General features: G+C 73.9%; 14 protein-coding genes. 5 read left to right on the top strand and 9 right to left on the bottom strand.

All coding sequences use genetic code 11. From position 1 onward, the window contains the following. Positions 1-194: 194 nt before the first annotated feature. Positions 195-2,273 (top strand): M6 family metalloprotease domain-containing protein, encoded by a 2,079-nt coding sequence (locus tag AC5WAM_RS01805; RefSeq protein ID WP_495521277.1) that lies wholly within the window; start codon positions 195-197, stop codon positions 2,271-2,273. Between the two features lie 113 nt (positions 2,274-2,386). Here AC5WAM_RS01805 and AC5WAM_RS01810 read toward each other — a convergent pair whose 3' ends face one another. Then, positions 2,387-2,761, bottom strand: coding sequence for a hypothetical protein (locus AC5WAM_RS01810; protein ID WP_495521278.1), 375 nt, complete (start codon positions 2,759-2,761; stop codon positions 2,387-2,389). A gap of 256 nt (positions 2,762-3,017) precedes the next feature. On the opposite strand from AC5WAM_RS01810, the gene AC5WAM_RS01815 reads away from it, so the two are divergent. Continuing rightward, positions 3,018-4,130, top strand: a complete 1,113-nt coding sequence (locus AC5WAM_RS01815) for a PQQ-dependent sugar dehydrogenase (protein WP_366794510.1) — start codon at positions 3,018-3,020, stop codon at positions 4,128-4,130. A 90-nt stretch (positions 4,131-4,220) separates the two neighbouring features. On the opposite strand, the gene AC5WAM_RS01820 is transcribed toward AC5WAM_RS01815, so the two are convergent. The 3 genes from AC5WAM_RS01820 to AC5WAM_RS01830 form a co-directional block, all read right to left on the bottom strand. Further along, entirely contained in the window at positions 4,221-4,637 is a 417-nt protein-coding gene (locus AC5WAM_RS01820) for a hypothetical protein (RefSeq protein ID WP_495521279.1), read from the bottom strand. 85 nt (positions 4,638-4,722) lie between these two features. Beyond that, positions 4,723-6,123: a M28 family metallopeptidase gene (locus AC5WAM_RS01825; RefSeq protein ID WP_495521280.1), complete on the bottom strand. Its 1,401-nt coding sequence runs from the start codon at positions 6,121-6,123 to the stop codon at positions 4,723-4,725. 102 nt (positions 6,124-6,225) lie between these two features. Next, positions 6,226-7,020 carry an SAM-dependent methyltransferase gene (locus tag AC5WAM_RS01830; protein WP_495521281.1) on the bottom strand — a complete coding sequence of 265 codons (795 nt, stop codon included), beginning with the start codon at positions 7,018-7,020 and terminating at the stop codon, positions 6,226-6,228. Positions 7,021-7,393: 373 nt separating this feature from the next. Here AC5WAM_RS01830 and AC5WAM_RS01835 point away from each other — a divergent pair, with 373 nt between their 5' ends. Further along, a complete protein-coding gene (locus AC5WAM_RS01835) occupies positions 7,394-8,260 on the top strand; it encodes an SAM-dependent methyltransferase (RefSeq protein ID WP_495521282.1) in 867 nt (288 codons plus the stop codon). 12 nt (positions 8,261-8,272) lie between these two features. Here AC5WAM_RS01835 and AC5WAM_RS01840 read toward each other — a convergent pair whose 3' ends face one another. From AC5WAM_RS01840 to uriH, 5 genes are all read right to left on the bottom strand, one after another. After that, the gene (locus AC5WAM_RS01840) at positions 8,273-8,971 is read right to left on the bottom strand and encodes an alpha/beta hydrolase (protein ID WP_366794514.1); all 699 of its coding nucleotides are present in this window, start codon (positions 8,969-8,971) and stop codon (positions 8,273-8,275) included. A 101-nt stretch (positions 8,972-9,072) separates the two neighbouring features. Beyond that, positions 9,073-9,600: a hypothetical protein gene (locus AC5WAM_RS01845; RefSeq protein ID WP_495521283.1), complete on the bottom strand. Its 528-nt coding sequence runs from the start codon at positions 9,598-9,600 to the stop codon at positions 9,073-9,075. Between the two features lie 80 nt (positions 9,601-9,680). Then, positions 9,681-12,497, bottom strand: a complete 2,817-nt coding sequence (locus tag AC5WAM_RS01850; RefSeq protein ID WP_495521284.1) for an AAA family ATPase — start codon at positions 12,495-12,497, stop codon at positions 9,681-9,683. Between the two features lie 160 nt (positions 12,498-12,657). Further along, the gene (gene uriT / locus AC5WAM_RS01855) at positions 12,658-14,103 is read right to left on the bottom strand and encodes a uridine transporter UriT (protein ID WP_495521285.1); all 1,446 of its coding nucleotides are present in this window, start codon (positions 14,101-14,103) and stop codon (positions 12,658-12,660) included. Then, entirely contained in the window at positions 14,100-15,047 is a 948-nt protein-coding gene (gene uriH / locus AC5WAM_RS01860) for a uridine-preferring nucleoside hydrolase UriH (protein ID WP_366794519.1), read from the bottom strand. The genes uriT and uriH overlap by 4 nt, the downstream gene beginning before the upstream one ends. Positions 15,048-15,332: 285 nt before the next feature. Between uriH and AC5WAM_RS01865 the strand changes: the two genes are divergently transcribed. Together AC5WAM_RS01865 and AC5WAM_RS01870 are read left to right on the top strand one after the other, a co-directional pair. Beyond that, positions 15,333-16,337, top strand: coding sequence for a LacI family DNA-binding transcriptional regulator (locus AC5WAM_RS01865; RefSeq protein WP_495521286.1), 1,005 nt, complete (start codon positions 15,333-15,335; stop codon positions 16,335-16,337). Positions 16,338-16,493: 156 nt separating this feature from the next. Next, complete coding sequence (locus tag AC5WAM_RS01870) at positions 16,494-18,071, top strand: FAD-dependent monooxygenase (RefSeq protein WP_495521287.1); 1,578 nt, start codon at positions 16,494-16,496, stop codon at positions 18,069-18,071. Positions 18,072-18,093 lie beyond the last annotated feature (22 nt).

Consider the following 18,093-nt stretch of genomic DNA (forward strand, 5'->3'; position numbering starts at 1 on the left):
GGCCGCCCCGGCCGCCGGGCCGATCCGCCCCACCGGGCCTCTCCGCGCCCACGGCGCCCACGGCGCCCAACCGCCCCATCCCACCAGGCAAATCCGTCCCAAAAGACTGTTGACACCCCAAAGGTGCCCGGCGGAGGGTACCGCTGACCGGCTTGTCATGTTCTTGTCCACACCCACCAGGCAAGAGGTGAGCCTTGTTCCTCCGTCGCACCCGTCGTAGAAATGCGCTCGGCGCCAGCACGCGCCGCCTCCCGGTCCGCCGCCTCGGTCTCCTCACGGCGCTCCTGGGACTCACCGCGTCCGCCCTCGCCGTCGGCCCCGCCCGGGCGAACCCCGACCCCACGGGCCGCCCTCCCCTCGTCCAGCCCATCGACCCGCAGCGCTGGCAGAACCCCGACTCCATGACGTGGGCCGACCACAGGGCCGTGCCCGGCACCGACTGGGCCAACCCCGACCTCAAGCCCACCAAGCGCACCTTCAAGGGCGCCCTGGTGCTCCTGGACTACCCCGACGAGGAGTTCACGGTCAGTAAACCGGCCGGATCCAGCCTCTTCGGCAATCCACAGTCGAGCGCCTCCAACATCCCGCGCGCCCAACTGCCGACCTTCTACCGCGACTTCCTCAACAAGCCCGGCGCGCTCAACCGCGGCCACACCATCAACGAGTACTGGATGGAGGACTCCGGCGGCCGCATCGGCGTCGACCTGACCGCCTTCGGCGTCTACCGCATGCCGTACAAGTCCTTCCAGTACGGCATCGAGCCGCAGATGAACCCGGGCGCCTGTCCGCACGGCAGCACCTGCGGCAAGGACATCCGCGCCGACGGCAAGGCCGCCTGGACCGCGGACGTGGGCGGCGGCGAGACCGCCAAGTACGACTTCGTCTTCTTCCTGACCGCGGGGCAGGACGAGTCGTCCGTGTGGCAGGAGTTCGGGCAGATGAAGTTCGCCTCGCCGCAGAGCGTGCCGTCGGCGTGGGGCCCGCCCGCGCCCATCACCTCCGGCGGCAACTCCGCGAGCACCCGCTACGTGCCGTGGACGTCCTGGGCGGCCGCGGCCCGCATCTGGCCCAACGCGAGCGCCGGTTCGTCCACGCAGGCCGAGAGCTCCGGAATGGGCGTGTACGCGCACGAACTCAGCCACATCCTGGGGATCGGCGACAACTACAACAACCCGTACGGCAAACCGCTGCGCCGCGCCTACACCGGCATCTGGAGCATGCTCTCGCGCGGCTCCTTCAACGGCCCCGGCGGCCCGCACACCCGCTGGCAGATACCGGCCACCAGCGGCGGGTCGATGGGCTCCCAGCACATCCTGCGCGACAAGCTCAAGCTGGGCATCGTCGACGAGAAGAACGTGCTGCGCCTGGACCGCGACGCGCTCAAGGGCTCCGGCACCGTCGTGGCCCGGGTGACGGCCCGCTCCGCGCCGCCCGGCGCCAAGGGGCTCAGCGGCGTCAACATCAGCATGAGCCGTGACCTGTCGCGCGCCTGCGACCCGGCCACCGATCCCCTGTGCGACGGCGGCGGCTACCAGAACTACACCGTCGAGGTCGTCGACCGCATGGGCATGGACTCCTTCACTCCGGACAACGGCGTGCTGCTGTCCAAGACGAAGAACCAGGACCAGGCCCCGTTCGCGTGGGTGGTCGACGCGCACCCCGAGGACATCGACATGGTGGACTTCAAGCGCCCCGACGGCACCTCACAGAAGATCACCATGGGCGACTACCGGCAGCTCAGCGACGCCCTGCTGCACGCCGGCGCCGACTCCGGCAGCGAGTACGAGTACGTCGACGAGGCCAACCGGCTGCACTTCTACGTCCTCGACCTGGAGCGCACCCCGAGCGGTGTCCTGTCGTACACGATCGCCGTCAAGTCCCTGGACGGCGCGGGCCCGCAGCGCCGGGGCGTGGCCCTTGACCGCGGGCACGCCAAGGGCAGCGCGGAGCGCCGGGCCGTGTGCTCCTTCGACCTGGCCAACACCGGGCGCGGCACTCCCCCGCGTCCGGGGCACCCCGAGAACGTGGACCGCTATCTGCGCTCCGACGTCTACCGGCTGTCCGCCAAGGCGTCCGGTGACGGCTGGTCCGCGTGGCTGCCCAACCGCCTCGCCACCGCGCGGTCCGGCCAGTCCGTCGAGGTCGACGTGGCCGTGAGCGCGCGGCGCGACGCCGACCGGCACGGCAAGGTGGTGCTCACCGCCCGCTCGGAGAGCGATCCGGGCAAGACCGCGAAGGCCGTCTGCAAGGTGAACAAGGGCGGACACCACTAGGTCCGCCAGGTCCGCTCCGGGTCCGGGGGCGCCGCCGCGTGCGGGGCACCGGAACGACGCGGCGGCCCCCGCACCGGTCCGGCGTCCGGTGCGGGGGCCGCTCGCGCGCGGCGTCAGTTCAGCGGGGCCTTCGGGGGCGTGCCGTAGAACGTCATGCGGGGCCAGCCGCGCTTGGCCGCGACCTCGTTGAGGGCCTCCGCGATCTCCGCGGGCGAGATGTCGTACTGGGCGGGCGACTCCTCGGTCCTGACCGTGAAGGTCATCGACAGCTCGGCGTAGCCGGTGCCGTGCTGGACCCGGCCGCTGAACTCCGTGCCCGGCGCGAAGGCGACCGCCGCCGCCTGCGTCCGCTCGGCGGACTTGCCGGTGTCGACGGCCTGCGCCGCCGTGCCGTCCTCCGCCTGCGCGGTACCGGCCGAGGCGAGCACCGCGCCCGCCGCGGCCGAACCCGAGTAGCCAAGCAGCGATCTTCTGGAGACTCCGGACATGTTTCCCCTCCTGACCATGGCGGCCTCCCCCCTGGAGGCCCGCGGTGATCATAAGGAACGCGGCGGGCCCATGGGGCGGAACAAGATCGTCCATATGGAAGAAGCGGGGCGGCGAGGAGCCTCATCCGAACCCCCGAGAACGGCCGATCGCCCGCGTTGACAGGTACATCACACGCTCCTACGGTGCCCCCACCCAACAGGAAAGCTTCCTGACTGCCAGGGACGTCAACTCCCCCCACTCCCCCTGGAGGACACCGTGTCACGCACCCGACGCCACCCGTCCCGGACCCTGGGCGCGCTGGTGGCCGCGGCCACCGCCGTCTCGCTCTGCGCGACCCTGACCACGGCCGACGCCGCGACGCGGGCCGAGCCGGGCACCCCCGACCCCGGCACCGTCACCCCCCTCGCCAGCGGCCTCGACGTGCCGTGGGGCCTGGCGTTCCTGCCGGACGGCGCCGCGATCTTCACCGAGCGCAACACCTTCAACGTCTACCGCCTGACGAAGACGGGCCAGAAGACGCTCCTCGGCAAGGTGCCCTACTCCCAGACCACCGGCCTCGAAGGCGGCCTGATGGGCCTGGAGATCTCGCCGACCTTCGCCACCGACCACTTCCTGTACTTCCTGCACACCTCGACCGACGGCAACCGCATCGCCCGCATGACGCTGGAGAACAACACCCTCACCGGGTACAAGGTGCTCCTCAGCGGCATGGCCAAGAACCGCGCCCACAACGGCGGAAGGCTGCGCTTCGGCCCCGACGGCAAGCTCTACGCGGGCATGGGCGACGCGCAGAACGGCGCGCTCGCACAGAACAAGAACTCCCTCAACGGCAAGATCCTGCGCATCAACCCCGATGGCTCGATCCCCGCCGACAACCCCTTCGGCAACGCCGTCTGGTCCCTGGGCCACCGCAACCCGCAGGGCCTCGACTTCGACTCCCAGGGACGCCTGTGGCAGGCCGAGTTCGGCAACAACGTGATGGACGAGGTCAACCTCGTCCAGAAGGGCGGCAACTACGGCTGGCCCAACTGCGAGGGCACCAGCGGCAGTTGCTCCGGCACCATCCCGCCGAAGAAGACCTGGCCGGTGGCCTCAGGATCGCCCAGCGGCCTGACCATCATCAACGACCACGTCTTCGTCGCCACCACCCGGGGCCAGCGGGTGTACCGGCTGCGCATCGACGCGAACTCCGGCCTGACCGACCAGCGGACGTACTTCCAGGGCACGTACAACCGGCTGCGCACCGTCGAGGTCGACCCCCAGGGCGACATCTGGCTGACCACGTCCATCGACAGGGACAACTCCCCGGGCAACGACCAGATCCTGCTCGTCGACATCGTGTACTCGGGCGCCGCCGGCCGCCGGTGAGGCGAGGGGCCGGGCCGCACACGCGCGGGGGGGGGCGCCCCGGAGCCGGGTCCGGGGCGCGCCCCCCCCGCGGGCACTTCTCGCGGGGCGCTACTTGCCGACCGGCGAGACCGCGATGCAGCCCGCCACGACGTTCTCGCCGGAGGCCTCCTTGATGACCTCGCCCTTGTAGATCACCTTGCAGGTAAGGTCCGCGCCCGTCGGGTCCGTGGAGATCGGCACGACGGTGGGCGGCATGATCCCGCGCAGCGTCACCGTCTTCTTCCACGGCAGCTCCGGCTTGGCGGCCTTCTCCAGCTCGGGGTTGGCGGCGGAACCCGCACCGGCGGCGAACTCGATCTCGTCGACGTTCTTGCCGGAGACCTCGTAGGTCACCTCGTACTTCTCGTTGACGGCCTTGTCGACGGCGTCGACGGCCTTCTTCTCGGCCTCGGAGCAGGCGCCGAGCGTCAGCGCGAGACCGGCGGCGGCGAGCGCGCACGCGGCGGTGCGGATCGTTCTCTTCATGTGCGCAGACAACAGTAAAGAGCACGCAAAGTCAATCCGCGCCGCCAGGAAACCCCCAGCTCAGCGCGGGGCCGCGGGACGCCCCCTAGCGTTGCGGAGCAGGAAAGGCCACCGGGCTGCGCAGCCCGGCCCGGTTCACCGCGCGCACGCCGAAGAACACGTTGTCCTTGGAGAGGTCGACGGTGTGGCGGGTGGTGTCGCCCACCCGGACCGCATGCGTCCACTCGGGCGAGGTCGTCTCGCGCCACACGACCTCGTACCCGGCCAGGTCCGGCTCGCCGCCGCGCTCCCAGACCAGCTCCGTCGCGTTCGTCAGGGCCGTGGTCACGATCTTCGCGCCGCGGGGCGTGCCCGGGGCCCGGGCCAGGCTCCACAGGGCCGCGGCGTTGACCCGGGCGACACGCGCGACGAACGGGAAGTCGCAGAACTCGGGCAGGTCCCCGTACTGCTTGCCGTCGACGACCCGTACGTCCTGGTGCTGGTGGGCGTAGTCCTCCGCGGGCTCGGTGAACCGGGCCGCGGGGTAGCCGCGTTCGAGGAACGGGATGTGGTCGCCGCCGCGCAGATAGCGGTCGCGGCGGTAGATCACACGGACCTTCATGCCGGTCGCGTCGGGGTGGGCGACCTCGCGCACGAAGCGGGCGAGCTGCCGCGCGGGAGAGTCGTTCTCGCCACCGACGGAGCGCCGCACTTCGGCCTCCTGCGGCGTCTCGGCGGTGGGCACGCCCTCGGCGAAGAGCCGGATGGTGTGCGGGTCGCGGCTGCCGTCGTCGGCGGTGGAGCTGCCCACGATGTCGTTGGTGAACATCCCCTGCACGTCGACCCGTTGATCTTTGTAGCTCTGCGCGAGGTGGGCGGCGCCGTACAGCCCCTGCTCCTCCCCGGCGACGGCGGCGAACACCAGCGTCGCCCCCGTGCGCCGGGTCGCGAGGACGCGGGCCAGCTCCATGACCACGGCGACCCCGGAGGCGTCGTCGTCGGCGCCCGGGGCGTCGCTGGTGTGGTCCATGGGGTCACTGGCACGGGAGTCGTAGTGGCCTGAGACGACGTAGACGCGGTCGGGGGACGTCGTGCCGCGCAGCGTGGCGACGACGTTCGAGATCCGGGTCGGCGCCGGGATGCGCGGCCCCGGCTGCTGCACGTAGGACTGGAGGTCGACGGTCATCCGGCCGCCGGACGCCCGGGCGTACTCCCGCATCCGGGCCAGGATCCAGTCGCGCGCGGCGCCGATGCCGCGCTCCGGGTCGTCCTGGGCGGAGAGGGTGTGCCGGGTGCCGAAGGCGACCAGGCGGCGTACGGTCGCCTCGATGCGGCGGTGGTCGATCTCGCGCAGCAGGGCGCGCAGTTCGCGTGAGGGCGGCTGTGGAGCGAGCCGGATCCGCTCGCCCGCGGCGGCCGGGGCCGCGGCCTGGACGGTGGCGGCGGCCGCGGTGGCGGCGGCGCCGGTGAGGAGGGTGCGCCGAGGGGTGCCCTTCGGATTCGCCATGGACGTATGGTCATGCACACTACAAGCGCCCCGCAAGACGCGCGTCTCCCCGGAAGCCACCCGGGCGCGGGCCCGGCCGCCCCACGACCGCGGCCGGAGACGTCAGGGCTTGCGCGCCACGCCCCCGAAGTCGTCGACCTCCGCGGGCAGCCGGCCCTTGTGCGGCTCGGGCCGCCAGCGCGAGACGGACACCAGGCCGGGCTCCAGGAGGTCCAGGCCCTCGAAGAAGCGGGCGAGCTGCTCGGGGCTGCGGTTGACGCGCGGGTTGTCGCTCGCCTCGTTCCACTGCTCGATCATCTCGCGCATCCGCTGGGGGTCGAGCACCTCGGTGTCGTCGCACAGGACCAGATAGCTGCCGGAGGGCAGGGCGTCCACCAGGCGGCCCACGATGGCGTAGACGGAGTCGTCGGTGATGTGCGCGGTGATCCCGAGCAGCATCAGGGCGACGGGCCGGGTGAAGTCCAGGGTCTCGGCGGCCTGCTCAAGGATCGCGTCCGGGTCGCGCAGGTCGGCGTCGATGTAGCCCGTCGCGCCCTGCGGGGTGCTGGTGAGCAGCGCCTCGGCGTGGGTGAGCACGATCGGGTCGTGGTCGACGTAGACGATCCGCGCGTCGGGGGCGAGGCGCTGGGCGACCTCGTGGGTGTTGTCGGCGGTGGGCAGGCCCGTGCCGACGTCCAGGAACTGGCGGACGCCCGCCTCCTCGACGAGGTGGCTCACGGCGCGCACGAGGAAGAGCCGCTGGGCGCGCGCGATCTCGATGATCCCCGGGTTGGCCGCGCAGATCTGGTCACCCACCTGCCGGTCGACCTCGTAGCAGTCCTTGCCGCCCAGCCAGTAGTTCCAAATGCGCGCGGAGTGCGGCACGTTGCTGTTGATCAGCGTGGGATCGTACGACATGAGGGCCCTCCCGGGGTCGACCGCTGCGGAGCTTAACGCAGCTCCCGGCAGCGGTCGGCGCCGGATACGGCCAGCGTGACGGCGGACTGGACGGGCCCCCGACCAGGCACGGCGGCGCAGTCCGTTCCGCGTCAAGGGCGTCGGCGAGGTCGGCCGGGCGGGCGCCGCCCCGGCCGTCGCCAACGCCGTCCACCACACGACGGGCAGGCCGCTGCGCAAGGCGCCCCTCACGGTCGAGGGCGTCATCGCCGAGCCGCCGTCGGACGGCGCATTCCTGGCTCGACTACGTCCTCACGAACCGCACGGGTGACAGGTGCAATGTCCTTGTACGTGCGGAGGATCGGCATCCGCACCCACCAGGAGGAGACGCACCATGGCAGCGGAGGCACACGGCACGGCTCCCACCCCCGACGAGGTCGGGGCGATGTACGACCAGTACGGCGAACTGCTGGCGCACCTGCTCGGGTCGAGCGCCGTGCACATCGGCATGTTCGTGCCGCACGGCACGCGCGCGCCCGCGACCTCGCTCGTCGACATGGCCGACGTCGCGCAGGACCGGCAGACCGAGTTCCTCATCGACACCTTCGCCCCGGTACCGGGCAGCCGTGTGCTCGACATCGGCTGCGGCACCGGCGCTCCGGCGCTGCGCCTCGCGGAGCGCACCGGGTGCCGCGTCACCGGCATCACGGTGAGCCGGAGCCAGCTGGAGCGGTGCCAGGAGCGGCGCACGGAGCATCCGGCCGCGGACCGCGTGGAGTTCGCGTACGGCAACGCCATGGCTCTGGAGCACGCCGACGCGTCGTTCGACGCCGCCTGGTCCATCGACTGCGTACCGCACCTGTCCGACCGCCCCCTGGGACTCCGGGAGGCCCGGCGCGTGCTGAAGCCGGGCGGCCGCTTCCTGCTGACCGAGTTCACGGTGCACGGCACGCCCAGCGAGGCGGAGATGTCCGCGTACACCACGCTGTGGGCGTGTCCGCCGCTGCGGCCCTTCGCCGCGCTGATCGGCGAGGTCGAGGAGGCCGGGTTCCAGGTGGAGCTGGTGCGGGACATGACCACCAACGCCGTGCTGTGCGCCGAGCTGATGGGCGTGCTCTACCAGGACCGGCGCGAGGAGATCGAGCAGCGGTTCGGCAAGGAGGCGCTCACCCACACCGACCCGCTGATCGGTCCCTTCCGTTCCTTCACCCGCCGGCACACGGACTACCACCTCCTGGTGCTCCGCAAGCCGGCGGACTGAGCGGGCCGGGTCTCAGGCCGCGCCGACCTCGTTGGCCGCCGCCTCGATGAGGTCGGTGACCGGGCCCGGCTGGGAGGCCAGGGAGGCGTGGCTGGCGTCGAGCTCGATGGTCTTGCGCGGGTTCATGCGCTGGGCCATGCGGCGCTCGTTGTCGGGGTGGATCATGCGGTCGGCGGTGGAGACCTGGTACCAGCTCGGCTTGGCGCGCCAGGCCGGTGCGGTGACCGTGTCGCCGAACGTCGAGCCGAGCGGCGCCTTCTGCGTGACGGCCATGACCAGCGCCTCCTCGGGCGTGAGGTCCTGGGCGAAGCTCTCGTGGAAGGCGTCCTGCTTGATCCACAGATAGCCGTCGGAGTCCGGGGCGATGTTGTCGAAGGCGGCCGGGGGCTTCTCCTGGCTGATCTGCCCCGGGCTCTCCCCGGCGTCCGGCGCGAACGCCGCGATGTAGACGAGTCCGGCGACGTTGGGCAGGTCGCCCGCCTCCGTGATGACAGCGCCGCCGTAGGAGTGGCCCACCAGGAGCACGGGGCCGTCGATCTGTCCGACCATCTTGCGGGTGCGCTCGGCGTCGTCGGCGAGGGAGGTCAGCGGGTTCTCCACCGCGTGCAGATCGTCGAAGCCGCGCTTGTTCAGCTCCACGATGACGTTCGCCCAGTGGGCGGCGCCGCCCCAGAACCCGTGCACGAGGACTACGGCCGGTTTGCCTGCCATGGCGATTCCACCTGTTCGTTCCGCGCCCCCCGGTGAGTGATGTGCGCTCTCACGCTAGACAGGCCGTCCCCGGCCCGCGACCGGAGGCGGGACCGCGCGGTTCAGCCGCCGACGGCGGTCAGCTCGTCGACGGCCGCGAGCAGGTCCAGGAACGGGGCCTCGCCCCAGGCGGCGACCGCGAGGGCCGCCGCGAGCACCGCCGTGCCGTGCGCGCCCCCCGCCTCGTCCTGCCAGGAGGTGCGCAGCGCCGCCTCGTCGCGGCCGACCCAGGCCCGGACCGCCCGGGTGGCGGCCGGCTCGTGGTGGGGCGGGCCCGCGGCGGCGAGCCGGTCGGCGGTGCGGACCACGTCGGCCGGGGTGAGGGTGCGCGGGCCCGACAGGACGACGCCGACGACGAGCCGCAGGACGTCACCGGTGACGGACGGCAGCTGGGACCGCACGGCCGGGTCCGGGGTGTCGAGGGCCGCGGCGATCGTCGCGGAGTCGCCTCGGGCGTAGGCACGGACCAGTGCGATGCCCCTGCGCGTCGCCTCCCGGCCCGCGCGGTCGGCGGGTTCGGCGCGCCGCCGGGCCCGGTCGGCCTCCACGAGCGACCCGTGGGAACCGTGCGGTGCGGGGTACGAGGTCATGCCCCGGCTCCTTTCGCGAGACGTGCCGCGATCCTCCGACCTCAAGTGCGGTTGAAGTCAAGCCCAGGGGGCCGCACCGGTCACTCCGGCTTCGGGTAGGTCCCGTCGGCCTTCGGGTACGTCCCGTCGGTCTTCACGTGCGTCCCGTCAGCCTTCGGGTACGTCCCGTCGGTCTCCGCGTACGTCCCGTCGGTGAAGTCCACGCGCGCGAGGTCGGTGCGGGCCGCGACGCCGAGGCGCGCGAGCGCGTCGGTCACGAGGTGGTGGACCGTGCGCGGGCCGAGCAGCAGCTGGGCCGCGATCTCGGCGTCGGTGAGGCCTTCGGCGGCGAGGCGGGCCGCCTGCCACGCGCGCGGCGTGAGCACCGGCCCGCCGCTGGGCTCCGGCGCGGGGCGGCGGATCCCCTCCCCGGCCCGCTCCTGCTCGGCCAGGGCGCGGTCGAGCAGGGGCACGGCGCCGAGCCTGTGGAAGGTCTCGGCCGCCTCCGCGAGCTGCACGAGGGCGTCCGTGCGCCGTCGGGCCCGGCCGAGCCACGCGCCGTACAGCAGACGCGCACGGGCGTGGTCGAACGGGCGCCGGGCCGCGCCGGAGGCCTCCAGGGCCCGGCGGAAGAGCGCCTCGGCCTCGTCCGGGTCCGTGGTGAGGAGTGCGGCGGTGCTGTCGGCCGCGGCCCGCGCCCAGGCCGCGCCGGTGCCGTCGGCCCAGGCGCGCAGCGTCCGCAGGGCGGCTCGCGCGTCGGCCTTGGCACCGGCGCGGAGTGCCGCCTCCGCGGTGTCGGGCGCGGCGAGCAGCGCGAGGGTGGGGTGCGCGGCGGCGTGGCCGGGCTCGGTGAGGCGGCGCAGCCACGCCAGCGCCTCGGTGTCCCGGCCCGCGAACAGAGCGGCCTGGCCCCGGGCCCAGTACGCGGTGGCCGTCAGGTCGCGCGTGCCGCACGGCACCGACCGTTCCAGAACGCGGTCGGTGAGCGCGGTGACGGCGGGCGTCTCGCCGCGCAGCGCGGCGAGGCGGGCGAGGGCGGCGCGGCACAGGGACGCGGCGTGGTCGGCACCGGTCTCCTCCGCGACGCGCAGGGCCTCGGTGGCGTCGGCGGTGGCCTCCGTCCAGTGGCCCCGGGCGATGTCGAGGGGGGCGGTCTGCGGGGCGGTGCGCACGAGCGCGCCGGTGGGGTCGGTCGCGCGCAGGGCGGTGAGCCGGGCGCGCAGGGCGTCGGCGAGGGCGGTCTCCGCGCCCCGGGCCAGGGCGAGCGGGGCGGGCGGGAGCAGCGGCCAGGAGCCGCTGCCGAGCCGGGCGACGGCGTCGCCGGTGAGGGGCGCGGCGGCGGACGTCTCGCGGTCGGTGTCCCACCACTGGTTGAGCGCGGGCAACAGCGCGGCCTCGGGCAGGTCGCCGTCGGTGGCGAGGCCCGCCAGGACGCGCAGGGCCTCGGTCTGCCGGTCGCCGGCGCCCGCGGACCAGGCCGCGCGCACGGCGACGCAGGCCAGCTCGACGGCGCGGCCCCGGTCGGCGACGGCGCGCAGGTCCCGCAGGAGCAGCCGGTGCGCGCTCTCCTGGTCGCCGTGGGCGTGGGCGATGAGGCCGCGCAGGCCACCGCTGATCCCGGCGACGACCTCCTCGGAGGCGTGCCGTTCGGCCTGGTCGAGGAGGTCGCGTGCGGCGGGGACCTGCCCGGCCTCCCAGGCGGCGCGGGCGGCGAGGGCGAGGCGTCGGCCCTTGCCGTGGGGCGCGGTGGTGAGGTCGGCGGCCCGGCGCAGCCCGGCGACGGCCGAGGCGTGGCCGCCGCGCCGTCCGCTCCGCCGGGCGCAGTCCTCCAGTTGGGCGGCGACGTCGTCGTCGGGGCCTTCGGCGGCGGCCGCGCGGTGCCAGGCGCGCAGGTCGGCGCGGTCCTCGCCGGTCAGGACGTCCGCGAGGGCGCGGTGGGCCCGGCGGCACTCGGCGGGCGGAGCGTGGTCGTGGACGACCGTACGGACCGATGGCGCGTGGAAGCGGACGCGGTCGCCCTCGACGTCGAGGAGGCCGGAGTCCAGGGCCTCCTGCCAGGCGGGTTCGGTGGCGCCGAGCAGGGCGGCGGCGGCGCGGACGGCACGCTGGTCGCCTCGGTCCTCGGCGGCGGCGACCAGGAGGAGGCTGCGGGTGGGCGCGGCGAGCTGTGCGACGCGCGCGGCGATGGCCCGGCGCAGCGGCGGACCGGGGGCCGTCTGTCCTTCCGGCCCGTCGACCGCGCCGGAGCCGGGCAGCTCGCGCAGGGCAAGGGGGTTGCCGCCCGCCGCGCACAGGGTGCGGCGGACGGTCTCGGCGTCGGCGTGCGGCGAGGCCTCGCGGACGACGACCGCGGCGGCGGTGTCGTCGAGCCCGCCGATCTCCAGGGCGGTGCCGCCGTCCCAGGGGCCGCCGGGCGTGGGCGCTTCCTGACCCGTGGCGACGAGCAGGGCGACCGGTTCGTTGTCCAGGCGGCGGGCGACGTGGGCGAGGCACGCGGTGGTCGGCCCGTCGAGCCACTGGGCGTCGTCGACGGTGACCAGGAGGGGCCGTTCCGCGGCGAGTTCGGACAGCAGGGTGAGGGTGGCGGCGGCGATGAGGAAGCGGTCGGGGCGCGCGCCGCCGCGGCCGAGCGCCGCGCCCAGGGCCGCCGCCTGGGCCGTGGGCAGTGCGTCGATCCGGTCGGCCACCGGCCGCAGCAGTGCGTGCAGCGCGGCGAAGGCGAGGGGCTCCTCCACGCGGGTGCCGCGACAGGAGAGCGTGGTGAACCCGGTCGCCGTGGCGGCTGCGTGCTCCAGGAGTGCCGTCTTGCCGGAGCCGGGTTCCCCCCACAGCGTGAGCGTCGCGCCGCTGCCCTCGCGCGCTCCTCGCAGGACGCGGGCGAACGTGGCCTTCTCGAAGTCCCGTCCGTGCACGTTCATTTGGTCGAGATCCTAGGGCAGACACAGTCCGTCCTGACAAAGAGTCTCGCTCTTGCCCTTCTCCGGACTGTGTTCGACCGTTTCCCGTCCGTCCACCGTCTCCCGTGCGTCGACCTCGCCGCGCTGTGGGGGGGGTGCCGCCCCTGAGGGGCGCGGGCGGCTAGGCGTGCTCCTCCGCCGTCACCGGCTTCGGGATCAGGAAGGACGTCACGAACGCCGCCGCGATGAGGACGACTCCGGCGATCATGCCCGCCGAGTAGCCCGCCACCGACGTCTTGTCCGCGGGCGCCGCCGCGGTCTGCACGGCGAACAGGACGGCGAAGCTCAGGCCCGCGCCCAGGTTGAACGCGCCCGCATTCAGGCCGGGCAGGACGCCGGGGCCCTCCTTCGGGGACAGGACGATGCCGAGCCCGTTGAGGACGATGTTGGCGACGCCCGCGTACGTGACGCCGATGAGGATCGACGAGACGAGCAGCAGCGGGCGCGAGTCGGCCTGGAGCGTGAGGAGCATCAGGGCGACCGTCGCGGCCGAGCCGACGAGGCCGAAGCGCAGCACCCTGCCGTAGCCGAGGGTCGCGGCGAGGCGTCCCGCGAGGGGGCCCATGGCCAGGCCCGCGAGGGCGTAGGGGGTCAGGGTCCACCAGGCGGACTGCTCGGCGCTCATGCCGAATCCGGCGTCCGCGTTCTGCGCGAACGCGGGGATCATGCCGTTCATCACGGCGAAGACGCCGGTCATGGTGAGCACGGTCGTCAGGAGCAGCGCCCAGGTGGAGCGCTGGCGCAGGTGCCGGGTCGCCACCAGCGGGTGGCTGCTGCGGTCCTCCGCGCGCCAGAACACGGCGAAGGCGGCAGCGGCGACGACGGCGAGGGCGGCCACGAGAGGCCAGTTGGCGGCGCCGAGCTTCCCTGCTTCGTTGAGGGCGATCAGGGCCGCGCCGACGGAGACGACCAGGATGGCCACGCCGGGCCAGTCCATGCGGGTCTCGGCGGCGTTGTCGGCGGTCGACTCGGGGGTGAGCACGGCGACCAGGACGGCGGCGAGAGCGGCGACGACGGCCATCACCCAGAAGACCGAGTGGAAGCCGTAGTGGTCGGCGAGCTTGCCGCCCGCGATGGAGTCGACGCCCGCGATGCCGCCGTTGACGGCGGTGATGACGCCCAGCAGCGTCCCGTACCGCTTGGGCTCGTGGACCTCGTTGCGCAGCATGATCAGGCAGAGCGGGACCGTCGGCCCGGACACGCCCTGGATGACACGCCCTGCGAACAGCATCGGCACGCTCTGCGCGAGCGCGGCCACGACACAGCCCACGGCCATCAGGACCATCATCGCGGCGAGCACCCGGCGGCGGCCGACGAGGTCGCCCAGGCGCGGGAGGAACAGCGAGAACAGCGCGGCCGAGGTGAAGAACGCCGTCTGGGTCAGACCGACCTCGGCGGTGGTCGCGCCGAGGGAGTCCTCGACGTTCTTCAGCGCCGGGCTGAGCATGCTCGCGTTCAGCTGGAAGGCGAAGCACGCCACGAGGAGGGCGGTGACGAGGACCCAGATCCGCACCGGGCGGCTGCCCGGCGCGGTCGCGGTCGCGGACTCGGTGGAGGAGGCGTTCACGCGGGCACCTCGCCGATGCGCTCCAGGGCGTCGACGACGAGGTCCCAGAACCTGCCGTGGTCCAGGTCGACGGCGACCTGGGTGTGGCAGTCGGCGGGGGCGGGCGCGCGGAAGTCGGCCACGGTCATGCCGAGGGTGAGGGTGCCGGTCAGCTCGATGTCCACGGGGGCCTTGCGCACCGTCATGACGCTCGGGTCGATGACGTACGCGACGGCGCACGGGTCGTGCACCGGCGGGTGCTCGAAGCCCTGCTCCCGCAGGTACATGGAGCCGAAGAAGTCCAGGAGCTCGTTCACGAACGCGGCGGGCCGCGTGCCCACGGCGGCGATGCGCTCGACGACCTCGGGGGTGGCGAGCGCCTGGTGCGTCAGGTCGAGGCCGACCATGGTGAGGGGCCAGCGCTCGTTGAAGACGATGTGCGCGGCCTCCGGGTCGATCTTGATGTTGAACTCGGCGACGGCGCTCCAGTTGCCGGTGTGGTAGCCGCCGCCCATGAGGACGACCTCGCGGACGCGCTCGGCGATCCGCGGCTCCTTGCGCACGGCCAGGGCGATGTTGGTCAGACCGGCCGTCGGGACGATGGTGATCTCGCCGGGCTCGTGGGACATCACCGTGTCGATGATGAGGTCGACGGCGTGGCGGCGGTCGAGCTCCAGGGTCGGCTCGGGCAGGACGGGGCCGTCCAGGCCGCTCTCGCCGTGGATCGACTCGGCGACCTCGACCTCGCGCACCAGGGGCCGGGGGCAGCCCGCCGCGAAGGGCACGCCGGTGATGTCGGCGATGCGGGCCACCGACAGGGCGTTGCGGGTGACCTTCTCCAGGGTCTGGTTGCCGACGACGGTGGTGACCGCGACCAGCTCGACGTCCGGATTGCCGTGCGCCAGCAGCATGGCGATCGCGTCGTCATGCCCGGGGTCGCAGTCGAGGATGATCTTTCTGGCCATCGCGGAACCTCTTTGTTCGGCTGAGGCGGCGCTGGCGGGCGTCACCTCGGGAAAACGTTCTCCGAAGACTTTGTGCACGGGTGCGCATTATGTCAACGATCCGGAGCGTCCCCGTCCAGGTGCCCGTCCAAAGCCTCTGAGCTGGTACGACGTCAGGCCTGTACGAGGCGGTACGGGACCCTGCCCCTCTGCGGCACCTCCGGGCGAGCCCTGTGGCCGTTGATAACGTTCTCCGAAACATTGCCGAGAAGGTTCTCCGGACTTTGCCGAGAAGGGGGCACGGGCGTGGCCGACGTGACGCTCCGGGACGTGGCGCGGGCCTCCGGCTGCTCCGTCGCCACCGTCTCGCGGGTCCTCGCCGGAACCCGGCCCGTGGGCGCCGACACCGCCCGCCGCGTCCGGGCGGCCGCGGCGAGCCTCGGCTACCGGCCCAACCACGCGGCCCGCGCCCTGCGCAGCCGCGCCACCGGCACGGTCGGCCTCGTCCTGCCGCAGATCACCAACCCCTTCTACCCGGCCCTGGTCCGCGAGCTGACGCACGCGCTGCAGGCCGAGGGGCGCGCCGTGCTGCTCGCCGACTGCGACGACGACCCCGTGGCGGAGGCGGAGCGCATCGACGACCTGCTCAGCCGCCGTGTCGACGCGCTCCTGGTGATCCCGGCCGACGAGCGGCGCAGCCGGGACGCGGTGGCCGCGGCGGCCGCGCGGGTGCCGCTGGTCCTCCTGGACCGCCGGTGCGGCCCCGGCGTCGCCGACTCCGTGGCCGTGGACAACGCCACGGGCATGGCCCTCGTCCTGGACCACCTCGCGGCCACCGGGCGCCGACGGCCCTGCTTCGTCGGCGCGCACGGCACGGCGTCGGCGGCGGCCGAACGGCGCGCGGCGTACGCGGCCGGTGCCGGCGCGCTCGACCCCCGGGCGCCGCAGCGGGTGGCGCTCGGCGACTTCTCCGTGGCGTGGGGGCGGGCCGCCGTCGACGCCCTGGGGGAAACGCGCCCCGACGCCGTGGTCTGCGCGAACGACCTCATCGCGATCGGGGTGCTCCAGCGGCTGCGGGAGCTGGGCGCGGACGTGCCCGGCGAGGTCGCCGTGACCGGGTTCGACGACATCCCGATGGCGGAGCTCGCGGCCCCCGGCATCACCACGGTCCGCCAGCCGGTCGCCGAACTCGCCGCCGAGGCGACGCGGTTGCTCGGCCACCGCCTCGGCACCGACGGAGCCGGACCGCGGCGGGCCATACGTCTGGCCCCCGACCTGGTGGTACGAGGCTCCAGCCGCTCCCTCTCCTGAGCGGACTCCCGGTCGGCCCGGCCGCCTGGACACGTTCGGGCGCAATCGGCGGCACGGGCGTTGCGGCCCGCCACCGGGTCCGGGAAATTGACCTCATGCCGGCCCGGCCGCCGCCCAGGCCGCCCGCACCGCCGCACCGCCGCCTGAGGAGCCGACATGCCCGCAGTGGACGCCGAGACGGCGGTACTGATCGTCGGAGGCGGCCCCGTCGGGCTCACCGCCCGGGCGCTGCTCGCGCGCTGGGGCGTGCGGACGCTGCTCGTCGAGAAGCGCACCGGCCTCTCGCCCTTCCCCCGGTCCCGGCTCGTCAACGTGCGCTCGATGGAGATCTACCGGGGGCTCGGCCTCGCCGCCCGGATCACGGACCGCGCGTTCGCGCCCGAGTACGGCCGCATCCGCTTCCGCGACACCCTGTACGACCGGGACTTCGCCACGGCCGCGATGGTCGGGGTCGACGCGCCGGTGCCCGAGAGCCCCGTGATCGGCGTGCTCACCTCGCAGGACCGCCTGGAACCCACCCTGCTGGCGGCCGCCGACGCACCGGTGCGCTTCGGGGTCGAACTCGTCGACCTGGTGGAAGAGGCCCAGAGTGTCGTGGCCGTGCTCGCCGCCCACGGCAGCGGCGAGCGGACCCGGGTCCGTGCCCGGTACGTCCTCGCCGCCGACGGCGCGCGCTCCACCCTCCGGGCGCTCCTGGGCATCGCCACCACCGGCCCTGGTGAACTGGGCCGTTTCACCACCGTCGTGTTCGACGCCGACCTCGGCCGCTGGAGCGCCGACCAGCCCGCCGGGGTCTACTTCACCGCGCACGGCTCGTTCGGTCCCGTCCATCCCGAGGGCGGCTGGCTCTGGTTCGGGCTCACACCGGACGACGCCGCGCACACCGACTGGCCCGACCTCGTCTCCCGTGCGCTCGGGCCGCGTGCCGAGGTGCAGCCCGAGGTGCTGCGGGTGCAGCACTGGGTGATGAACGCGTTCGTCGCCGAGCGCCTCCGGCAGGGGCGCGTGGTGCTCGCCGGTGACGCCGTGCACGCGCTGCCCATCACCGGTGGCCTGGGCATGAACACCGGGGTCGCCGACGTGCACAACCTCTGCTGGAAGCTGGCGGGCGTCCTGCGCGGATGGGCGGGACCGGGCCTGCTCGACACCTACGGCACGGAACGCCTGCCCGTCGCCCATCGGACGCTCGACCAGACGGTGGCCGCCACCCGGCTCATGGTCCAGGTGCAGACGCGCCGCAACGAGCAGCTCCGGTCCGGCGCGGCGGCAGCGGACCCGGTCGAACTCCCCTGGTCGGACCGGTACTTCGCGCAGCTCGGCCTGGTGCTCGGCGTCGCCTACCGCTCCGGGGCGGTCCTCGCCGACGCCCCGGCCCCGCCGGCAGCGCCCGACTCCTCCGCGGGGGGCACGGACTACGCCCCCACCCCGGAGCCGGGCCACCGCATGCCCCACCTCTGGCTCGCCCCGGGCCGCTCCACGCTCGACGCCTGCGGCGAGTGGTTCACCCTGCTCACGCCGGACCCGGCCCGGTGGGAGCACCTGCCCACCGCTCCCTGGCCGGTGCGGGTCGAGGCCCTCCCCCGCGCGCACACGGAGCCCTGCGGCCTGGGCCCGCACGGGGCGCTGCTCGTCCGGCCCGACGGCCACATCGCCGCTCGCTGGCCCGCCGCCCCGCCGAGCGACGCCACGCTCCGCCAGGCCCTCGCGGCGGTCACCGGCTCGCCGACCTCCTGACGGCCCCGCGCGATCCGGCCGC

Source organism: Streptomyces sp. JLYT201, from assembly GCF_059448825.1.